The organism is Burkholderia sp. 9777_1386 (assembly GCF_015712265.1).
Lineage (GTDB): Bacteria > Pseudomonadota > Gammaproteobacteria > Burkholderiales > Burkholderiaceae > Burkholderia > Burkholderia cenocepacia.
Window position 1 is genome coordinate 95,141 of the sequence record NZ_JACCQB010000021.1, and the last position, 9,996, is coordinate 105,136.

At 67.2% G+C, this 9,996-nt stretch carries 9 protein-coding genes; 7 read left to right on the forward strand and 2 right to left on the reverse strand.

Annotated elements, in window-relative coordinates; genetic code table 11:
- Positions 1-250: 250 nt before the first annotated feature.
- From H0X91_RS17885 to H0X91_RS17915, 7 genes are all read left to right on the forward strand, one after another.
- Complete coding sequence (locus H0X91_RS17885) at positions 251-871, forward strand: TetR/AcrR family transcriptional regulator (protein ID WP_006482787.1); 621 nt, start codon at positions 251-253, stop codon at positions 869-871.
- A 234-nt stretch (positions 872-1,105) separates the two neighbouring features.
- Positions 1,106-2,164: an NADP-dependent oxidoreductase gene (locus H0X91_RS17890; protein ID WP_006482783.1), complete on the forward strand. Its 1,059-nt coding sequence runs from the start codon at positions 1,106-1,108 to the stop codon at positions 2,162-2,164.
- Positions 2,165-2,257: 93 nt separating this feature from the next.
- Entirely contained in the window at positions 2,258-2,557 is a 300-nt protein-coding gene (locus H0X91_RS17895; RefSeq protein WP_006482784.1) for a putative quinol monooxygenase, read from the forward strand.
- A 150-nt stretch (positions 2,558-2,707) separates the two neighbouring features.
- Positions 2,708-3,163 carry a (2Fe-2S)-binding protein gene (locus H0X91_RS17900; RefSeq protein ID WP_006494852.1) on the forward strand — a complete coding sequence of 152 codons (456 nt, stop codon included), beginning with the start codon at positions 2,708-2,710 and terminating at the stop codon, positions 3,161-3,163.
- A 1-nt stretch (position 3,164) separates the two neighbouring features.
- Positions 3,165-5,384, forward strand: a complete 2,220-nt coding sequence (locus tag H0X91_RS17905; RefSeq protein WP_058903122.1) for a xanthine dehydrogenase family protein molybdopterin-binding subunit — start codon at positions 3,165-3,167, stop codon at positions 5,382-5,384.
- 15 nt (positions 5,385-5,399) lie between these two features.
- A complete protein-coding gene (locus H0X91_RS17910; RefSeq protein ID WP_006482794.1) occupies positions 5,400-6,704 on the forward strand; it encodes a c-type cytochrome in 1,305 nt (434 codons plus the stop codon).
- Between the two features lie 153 nt (positions 6,705-6,857).
- Entirely contained in the window at positions 6,858-8,303 is a 1,446-nt protein-coding gene (locus tag H0X91_RS17915) for an NAD-dependent succinate-semialdehyde dehydrogenase (protein WP_006482793.1), read from the forward strand.
- A 198-nt stretch (positions 8,304-8,501) separates the two neighbouring features.
- Here the strand turns inward: H0X91_RS17915 and H0X91_RS17920 are convergent, their stop codons facing one another.
- Both H0X91_RS17920 and H0X91_RS17925 read right to left on the reverse strand, forming a co-directional pair.
- Entirely contained in the window at positions 8,502-9,269 is a 768-nt protein-coding gene (locus tag H0X91_RS17920) for a glycosyltransferase family 25 protein (protein ID WP_012493339.1), read from the reverse strand.
- 241 nt (positions 9,270-9,510) lie between these two features.
- Entirely contained in the window at positions 9,511-9,792 is a 282-nt protein-coding gene (locus H0X91_RS17925; RefSeq protein ID WP_049006475.1) for a hypothetical protein, read from the reverse strand.
- Positions 9,793-9,996: the final 204 nt, after the last annotated feature.

Here is a 9,996-nt window from a genome sequence, read left to right on the forward strand (position 1 = left end):
CGTGTGCAATGCCGGCTGCGTCCTCGCGGTCGCCGGCACATGCGCCGCGCGTATTTATGCGGGAGATCGATGAAATGCCTGCGACGAAACCGAGTCGCCGATGTGACGCGCCGCGCGCGGACGGCCCGGGCGGGTGAGGGGGGCGCCGGCCAGGCATTGGGTGCGCGACGGGGATCGGGTAAAGTGCCGCTCAACATGCCGGTTCGACGTTACTAGACGACCGGTCTAATCGTTGCTACCATACGCCATCATGAATGCATCTTCAGGCGCCGAAGTCCGCCAGCACATCCTGAACATCGCGAAGCCGATCATGCTCCACAAGGGGTTTTCGGCGGTCGGTCTGAACGAGATTCTCGCCGCGGCGGGCATCCCGAAGGGCTCGTTCTACCATTACTTCGGCTCGAAAGAGGCATTCGGCGAAGCGCTGCTCGAATCGTATTTCGAAGGCTATCTCGCGCATCTCGACAACCTGCTCAAGCACCAGGCCGGCACGGGCGCCGAGCGCCTGATGACGTACTGGGGCAACTGGCTGCACACGCAATGCGCGGACGATCCGGAAGGCAAGTGCCTCGCGGTGAAGCTCGGCGCGGAAGTGTCGGATCTGTCGGAAGCGATGCGCGCGGTATTGCGGCGCGGCACCAGCCAGATCATCGAGCGGCTCGCGGGCGGCATCGAAGGCGGGCTCGCCGACGGGTCGCTGAGCGGCGTCGACGATCCGTCGTACACGGCCGCGATCCTGTACGAGCTGTGGCTGGGCGCGACGCTGCTGGAAAAGATTCACCGCAACCGCAAACCGCTCGAAAGGGCGATGGCCGAAACGCGGCGCATGCTGAACCTGCCGCCGGCCGCGCACGACGGAGCGCAGTCGTAATCCGGGCGCGCCTGGGCGCGCCTTGTTTTTGCCCTGATTCTAGACGACTGGTCTACTCAATCCTTCATGACGAACGCTTCACGCTGCGTTACGCTGTCCCGATCGTTCCCACCGCCTGCCTGCGAGCGCACCGGCCCGACCGCCGATGCCGCCACGGGCGTGCACTTCCTGCTGGTCCATCCCTGATCCGATCGTGCCCACGAAGCACGTTCATTCCTGTTGACGGAGGCTCACATGCCGCAAAGCAAGACCGCAAACCGCCAGATCATCCTGAATTCGCGCCCGGTCGGCGCACCGACGCCGGACAACTTCCGCGCCGAAACGAGTGACGTGCCGGTGCCCGGCCCCGGTCAGGTGCTGCTGCGCACCGTCTGGTTGTCGCTCGACCCGTACATGCGCGGCCGGATGAGCGACGCGCCGTCGTATGCGCCGCCGGCCGAACTGGGCCAGCCGATGGTCGGCGGCACGGTCAGCCGCGTGGTGTCGTCGAACCTGCCGGCGTTTCGCGAAGGCGATCTGGTCGTCGCCGGAGCCGGCTGGCAGGACTACGCGCTGTCCGACGGACGCGACCTGATCCCGCTCGGCCGCGACTTCGCGCATCCGTCGTACGCGCTCGGCGTGCTCGGCATGCCGGGCTTCACCGCGTACACGGGGCTGCTGAAGATCGGCGAACCGAAGGCCGGCGAAACCGTGGTCGTCGCGGCCGCGAGCGGCGCGGTCGGCGCCGTGGTCGGCCAGATCGCGAAGCTGAAGGGTTGCCGCGTGGTCGGCGTCGCGGGCGGCGCCGACAAGTGCGCGTACGTGACCGGCACGCTCGGCTTCGACGCATGCGTCGACCACCACGATCCGGCGTTTGCCGCGAAGCTGAAGGACGCGTGCCCGAACGGCATCGACGTCTATTTCGAGAACGTTGGCGGCGCGGTGTTCGATGCGGTGTGGCCGTTGCTGAACGACCATGCGCGCGTGCCCGTCTGCGGGATCATCGCGCATTACAACGACGCGGCCTACGACGACAAGGCGCTGTCGACCGGCCGTGATCGGGTGCCGGCGCTGATGGGGGCGATCCTGCGCAAGCGCATCCGCGTGCAGGGTTTCATCATCCTCGATCACTATGCGAGCGGCTATGCGCCGTTCCTGAAGGACATGAGCGAATGGGTCGCGCAGGGCAAGGTGAAGACGCTCGAGGACGTCGTCCCCGATCTCGCCGACGCGCCGCAAGCGCTGATCGGCTTGCTCGCCGGCAAGAATTTCGGCAAGGTCGTCGTGCGTGTGGGCCCGGACGAGCTGGCCTGATCCCTCCGCTCGACCACCTACCACCGTTGCACGCTGGCGTCGCTCGACGCCGGCTTGTGGCATGCTCGTTTCCGTTTGCAAAGGAGTGAAAAAATGGCGCTTCACGTGATTGCTTCGCTGTTCCTGAAACCCGAACACGCGCAGGCCGCCGAGGCCGAGCTGCGCAGCATGGTCGCCAAGACGCGCACCGAACCGGGCAACCGGCGCTACGACCTGTTCCGCGAACAGGACGGTTCGCCGAACCTGCATCTGTACGAGATCTACGACGATCAGGCGGCATTCGACGCACACCTCGCGAGCCCGTATTTCGGCGAATTCCGCACGAAGTCGGCCGACTGGTTCACCGCACCGCCGGTCATCAAGGTGCTGTCGGGCATCGACGTGGCCGAGTAACGACGCAGCACGCAACACCACCGCCGCGGCCCGCCCGCACCCGGACCGCGCGGCACCCGTTGCGCACGACGCAACGGCGATGACGACGACCACACGGCGCAGCGCGCCTCGTTCGCGCCGCTTCCCCAATACAACGGCCCCGGAGGCTGAATGATCACCCTCAACATCAACGGCGAAAACCGCTCGGTCGACGCCCCCGACGACATGCCCTTGCTCTGGGTGCTGCGCGACGTCGTCGGCCTCACCGGCACCAAGTTCGGCTGCGGGATCGCGCAATGCGGCGCGTGTACCGTGCATCTCGACGGTGTCGCCGCGCGTTCGTGCGTGCTGCCGGTCGCCGCGGTCGCGGGCCGCAAGATCACGACGATCGAAGCCGTCGGCGCGACACCGGCCGGCCACAAGGTCCAGCAGGCCTGGCGCGAGCTCGACGTCGTCCAGTGCGGCTACTGCCAGTCGGGGCAGGTGATGGCCGCTACCGCGCTGATCGCATCGAACCCGAACCCGAGCGACGCCGACATCGACGCGGCCATGGCCGGCAACATCTGCCGCTGCGGCACGTACAACCGGATTCGCGCCGCGGTCAAGCAAGCCGCGAAGGAGGCCTGACATGTCGCGAGGACTCCTCGAAGCAGGCCGGGCCGGCGCGGGCGTGTCGCGCCGCGGGTTTCTGAAACTCGGCATGTCGCTCGGTGCCGCGGCCGGCGGCGGCTTGCTGCTCGGCTTCAGCCTGCCGGCCGCGGGCGACGATGCACGCCGTTCGGTGATCGGCGGCGACGCGGCCGAACCCGCGGCGCCCGGCGTGTTCGCGCCGAACGCCTTCGTGCAGATCGACCGCGCCGGCAAGGTCACGCTGGTGATGCCGAAGGTCGAGATGGGGCAGGGCGTCTACACGGCGCTGCCGATGCTGATCGCGGAAGAACTCGAAGTGCCGCTGTCGAGCGTGACGCTCGATCATGCGCCGCCGAACGAGAAACTGTTCCTCGATCCGTTGCTCGGCGGCCAGCTCACCGGCGGCTCGACGTCGGTGCGCTACGCGTGGGAACCGATGCGCCGCGCGGGCGCCACCGCGCGCACGCTGCTGGTCACGGCCGCCGCGAAACAATGGAACGTCGATCCCGCCACTTGCCGCGCGGCGAACGGCGAGGTGCAGCATCCGCCGAGCGGCCGGCGCGCATCGTACGGCCAGCTGGCCGACGCCGCGGCGAAGCTGCCGGTGCCGAAGGACGTCGCGCTGAAGCAGCCGGCGGATTTCAAGCTGATCGGCACGCCCGCGAAGCGCCTCGATTCGCCGGAGAAAGTCGACGGCACCGCGCAGTTCGGGCTCGACGTGCGCCTGCCCGGCATGCTGTATGCGGTGATCGTGAACAGCCCGGTGTTCGGCGGCACGGTCGCGAGCGTCGACGACACGGCCGCGAGGAAGATCCCCGGCGTGCGCCAGGTCGTGCGCGTCGACAACGCGGTCGCGGTGGTCGGCGATCACACGTGGGCCGCGAAGCGCGGTGCGGCGGCGCTCGTCGTGAAGTGGAACGAAGGCGCGGGCGCGAAGGTGTCGACGAAGGATCTGTTCGCGGATCTCGCGCAGGCGGCGGCGAACGGCAAGGGCGCGGTCGCACGCAAGGAGGGTGACGTCGGCAAGGCGTTCGCGAACGCGAAGACGCGCGTCGACGCCGTCTACGAACAGCCGCTGCTCGCCCACGCGACGATGGAGCCCGTGAACTGCACGGTGCACGTGCGCGGCGACGGCTGCGAGATCTGGGTCGGCACGCAGGTGCCGACCCGCGCACGCGACACGGCGCAGCAACTGACCGGGCTGCCGCCGGACAAGATCGTCGTGCACAACCACCTGCTCGGCGGCGGGTTCGGCCGACGGCTCGAAACCGACATGGTCGGCCAGGCCGTGAAGGTCGGCAAACAGGTCAACGCGCCGGTGAAGGTGATCTGGACGCGCGAGGAAGACGTGCAGCACGACATGTACCGGCCGTGCTACTACGACAAGATCTCCGCCGGCCTCGACGCGAACGGCAAGCCGGTCGCGTGGCAGCACCGGATCGTCGGCTCGTCGATCATGGCGCGCTTCGCGCCGCCCGCGTTCAAGGACGGCGTCGATCCCGACGCGGTCGAGGTTGCGGCCGAACTGCCGTACGACCTGCCGAACCAGCTCGTCGACTACGTGCGCCAGGAGCCGCGCCACGTGCCCACCGCGTTCTGGCGCGGCGTCGGGCCGACGCGCGGCACGTTCGTCGTCGAGAGCTTCATCGACGAACTGGCCGCGCAGACCAAGACCGACCCGGTGCAATACCGCCGCGCGTTGCTCGACAAGACGCCGCGCGCCCGCAACGTGCTCGACGTCGCGACGAAGGCGGCCGGCTGGGGCGCGCCGCTGCCGAAGGGGCAAGGGCGCGGCGTCTCGGTGATGCACGCGTTCGGCAGCTTCTTCTCGATCGTCATCGACGTCGCGGTGGACGGCGGCGAGGTGCAGGTCAAGCGCGCCGTGTGCGCGGTCGATTGCGGGATGTTCGTCAATCCGAACACGATCGAGGCGCAGGTGCAGGGCGGCATCATCTTCGGGATCACGGGCGCGCTGTACGGCGAGATCACGATCGAGGACGGCCGCGTCGTGCAGACCAACTTCACCGACTACCGGATGATGCGCATCAACGAGGTGCCACCAATCGAAGTCCATCTGGTGAAGAGCGGCGAAGCGCCGGGCGGAATCGGCGAGCCGGGCACGGCCGCGACCGCGGCGGCGCTGTCGAACGCGATCTTCGCGGCCACCGGCACGCGGCTGCGCAAGCTGCCGGTCGGCAACCAGCTGAAAACGGCCTGAGGGGAGGGGAACATCATGCGACATCTCACCCTGAACCTGAACACGCTCCGCGCGTCGTTGCTCGCGCTGTCCGCACTGGTGGGGGGCACGGCCGCGCATGCCGCGCAGCCGGCGCCCGCCGACAGCGCACTCGTCGCGCGCGGCGCGTATCTCGCGAAAGCCGGCGACTGCGTCGCGTGCCATACCGCGCCGCGCGGCACGCCGTTCGCGGGCGGCCTGAAGATGGTCACGCCGATGGGCGCGATCTACACGACCAACATCACGCCCGACCCGGAGACAGGTATCGGCGGCTATACCGAAGCGGATTTCGCCGGCGCGTTGCGCAAGGGCGTCGCGAAGGACGGTCACAACCTGTACCCGGCGATGCCGTACCCGTCGTACGCGAAGCTGAAGGACGACGACGTGAAGGCGCTGTATGCGTACTTCATGCACGGCGTCGAACCGGTGAAGCAGGCGAACCGGCCGTCCGACATCCCGTGGCCGCTCAACATGCGCTGGCCGCTCGCGTTGTGGAACGCGGTGTTCCTCGACACGACGCCGTACGCGGACAAGCCGGCCAAGGACGCGATGTGGAACCGCGGCGCGTATCTCGTGCAGGGGCTCGGGCACTGCGGGTCGTGCCACACGCCGCGCGGTGTCGGCTTCCAGGAGAAGGCGCTCGACGAAAGCGGCGCGGCGTTCCTGTCCGGCGCGTCGATCGACAACTGGTTCGCGTCGAACCTGACCGGCGAGCACAACACCGGGCTCGGCCGCTGGAACGAGGCCGACGTCGCGCAGTTCCTGAAGACCGGCGCGAACCAGCACGCGACCGCGTTCGGCTCGATGGTGAGCGTGATCAACCACAGCACGCAGGAACTGACCGACGACGATCTGGCTTCCATCTCGCGCTACCTGAAATCGCTGCCGGCGGCAGGCGGCACGGGCGCGCCGCCGTACCGCTATGATCCGAAGGCGACGCAGGTCGCGCTGGGCCGGCCGGCAGCCGATCCGGGCGCGAAGGTGTATAACGCTTACTGCCTGCATTGCCACGGGGCGGACGGGCGCGGCTATGCACCGTTGCTCGCGCCGCTCGCCGGCAATCCGAACGTGCTCGAGGCCGATGCATCGTCGCTGATCAACGTGACGCTGAACGGCAGCGACACGCTCGTGATCGGTGGCGTGCCGTCCGCGTATCCGATGCCGGCGTTCTCGAACCAGTTGAACGACCAGCAGGTCGCCGACGTGCTGACGTTCATGCGCGCCGGCTGGAACAACGGCGCGCCGGCCGTGCAGGCGGCGGACGTCGCGAAACTCCGCAAGGCGACGGCGGCCGCGCACTGAGCGCGGCGCGCCGCGAAACGAGGGCAGGCCGGCGTGCCTGCCGTCGATGCCGCCGGGTGCGTGCCTGCCCCGGCGGCTCGGCTTTTTCTGTCAACCGGCGCGTGGCCGTTCGCGGCAGCGCGCGTTTTATCGACGCAATGTAGGGGTGTCTGGATGGCTAACGTGACTTATACGGATACGCAACTGCTGATCGACGGTGAGTGGGTCGACGCCGCGAGCGGCAAGACGATCGACGTCGTGAACCCGGCGACCGGCAAGCCGATCGGCAAGGTGGCCCACGCGGGCATCGCCGATCTCGACCGCGCGCTCGCCGCCGCGCAGCGCGGCTTCGAGGCATGGCGCAAGGTGCCCGCGCACGAGCGCGCGGCGACGATGCGCAAGGCGGCCGCGCTGGTGCGCGAACGCGCGGACACGATTGCACAGCTGATGACGCAGGAGCAGGGCAAGCCGCTCACCGAAGCACGCGTCGAAGTGCTGTCGGCGGCCGACATCATCGAATGGTTCGCGGACGAAGGCCGCCGCGTGTACGGCCGGATCGTGCCGCCGCGCAACCTCGGCGCGCAGCAGACGGTCGTGAAGGAGCCGGTCGGCCCGGTCGCGGCGTTCACGCCGTGGAATTTCCCGGTCAACCAGGTCGTGCGCAAGCTGAGCGCCGCGCTCGCGACCGGCTGTTCGTTCCTCGTGAAGGCGCCGGAAGAAACCCCGGCATCGCCGGCCGCGCTGCTGCGCGCGTTCGTCGATGCGGGCGTGCCGGCGGGCGTGATCGGCCTCGTGTACGGCGATCCGGCTGAAATCTCGTCGTACCTGATTCCGCACCCGGTGATCCGCAAGGTCACGTTCACGGGTTCGACGCCGGTCGGCAAGCAACTGGCCGCGCTCGCGGGCCAGCACATGAAGCGCGCGACGATGGAACTGGGCGGCCATGCGCCGGTGATCGTCGCCGAGGACGCGGACGTCGCGCTCGCGGTGAAGGCCGCCGGCGGGGCGAAGTTCCGTAACGCCGGGCAGGTGTGCATTTCGCCGACGCGCTTCCTCGTGCACAACAGCATCCGCGACGAATTCACGCGCGCGCTGGTCAAGCACGCCGAAGGTCTGAAGGTCGGCAACGGCCTCGAGGAAGGCACGACGCTCGGCGCGCTCGCGAACCCGCGGCGCCTGACCGCGATGGCGTCGGTCGTCGACAACGCGCGCAAGGTCGGCGCGAGCATCGAAACCGGCGGCGAGCGGATCGGCGCGGAAGGCAACTTCTTCGCACCGACCGTGATCGCGAACGTGCCGCTCGAAGCGGACGTGTTCAACAACGAGCCGTTCGGCCCCGTTGCGGCGATTCGCGGTTTCGACAAGCTGGAGGAGGCGATCGCCGAGGCGAACCGTCTGCCGTTCGGCCTGGCCGGCTACGCGTTCACGCGTTCGTTCGCGAACGTGCATCTGCTCACGCAGCGCCTCGAAGTCGGGATGCTGTGGATCAACCAGCCGGCGACGCCGTGGCCGGAAATGCCGTTCGGCGGCGTGAAGGATTCCGGCTACGGGTCGGAAGGCGGGCCGGAAGCGCTGGAGCCGTATCTCGTCACGAAGTCGGTGACGGTGATGGCCGTCTGACGGTCGGTTGAGTGTGGGCGCGCCGTGATGCGTGCGGCGCGCCCGCTTTGCGGATGTCTCGATGCCAGTTGGTCGCCGTTCATGGGCGACGGTCGGCGCCTCGATGCCGGTCCAGCGTGGGCGGGGCCGGCTCGATGATCGCCCGGACTGGCGACGGCGCGCCGACGCGCCGGGTGCCGTCGCTTTCAATCGCAGGTCTCAAGCGTCAATCGTTTTTCGCTCGTCAAGCGTTATCGGACTCGACGGACGGTGCTTCTTGGCGTACGCGCGTGCCGCTATACGATCGACCTTCCGGTGATATTTGGCTTTCAGCCGTTGTACGAGCGTGCGGGCGTCTGAGCGATCGAGGATCGTGGTCGGCGCGCCGGTGTCCTGGACGAATTGCGGCTCAGTGACAAACATCCGCTGCTCGTGTTCCCAATTGCGATCGAACGCGATATCGATGGCGTGCAAAATCCTGGACGTGTAATCGAGCATGGCTTCGGCTGCTTCGCGCGTGATCATGTAGCACTGCAAACCGACCGGGCTTTCCATCCACATCAGCTTTGTACCGCTCGACAGGTGTGCGTATTCGGTTTGCTCGCGCCTGTTGAGCCACATCAATCGCACCATGTCCCAGTGCTCGCGCGTGGCGTACAGTTCTTCGGTCGCGGATTTGAAGCCATCCAGTAACGCCACGTCGTCCTCCATGATGCAGCACGCGTTGCTCCCCGACTCCACAAGTTGTCGCCAGACAGCGCGATGACTGAGATAGCAACCGAGCTCGCCCGGTGATAGCAGCCAGCCGTAACGGCGAAGGCGGGCGCCGGTGTCGTACCCGGGGATACCGTGACCGCAGCCTTTGAGTTCGAAGGCGTCGAAGAAGCGCGCATTGATATTTTGTTTCGCGAATTCCTCAACCATTCCTGCGCGGCGATCGTGTGCGCGCGCGAGTGAAATGCAGACGTATGACAGACCCCGTGTCATGCGAAATAACCCCGTAATAATTGAAAGAGTTTGGTCGGAAGATATCACACGCGTTACAACGCCCGAACTTCCTGCGTCGGCAGTTCAAATATCGACTGAATGGTTCGGCGGTATCTGCGGGTGGATCGATGCAGGTCCAGGGCGGCCCAGAATGCCATGCGCGCGGTAGAGCCAGCGCGAGCGCGCCACTTGGCGAGCACGGTCGCGAACGTGTCCATGAACACCGACTCATGGCAGCATTTCATCGAGCGGAACGTCCAGCGCGGATGTTCGCGCGTAGCAGCGACGGCGGGTTGACGCGCGTGCAGGCTGCCGCCGATTCATGGGCTGTGCTGTGCGCTTCGAGCGCCAGCAGGCGCAGGACTTCGAGGCGATGCCGCGGAATCGGCGAGCGGCCGGCGACGTAGTTCCGCACGGTGCGAATGCAGCAGCGGAGTGTTTGGGCGCTTCGAGCGATAGACAGGCCATCGGTGAGCGCGAGCAAATCGGCTTGCGCGCCGTGACGGCAGGCGGCGGCATTCATAGGCGTTGCGGGCGGTGAACTACCGGTTTTCGCTAGCGACTCAATTTTACATAACGTGAATTATCGACAAATTGGGGTGTAGTAGCTTTTTAGAAATGTCGTGTTCTAGCCATTTAGAAATGTCGCATTTGGACCTCGGTAAGCTTGCCGGTTCCCCGTCAGATCATGGAGCCGACGATGCACCGAACAGCTCTGGTGACATTG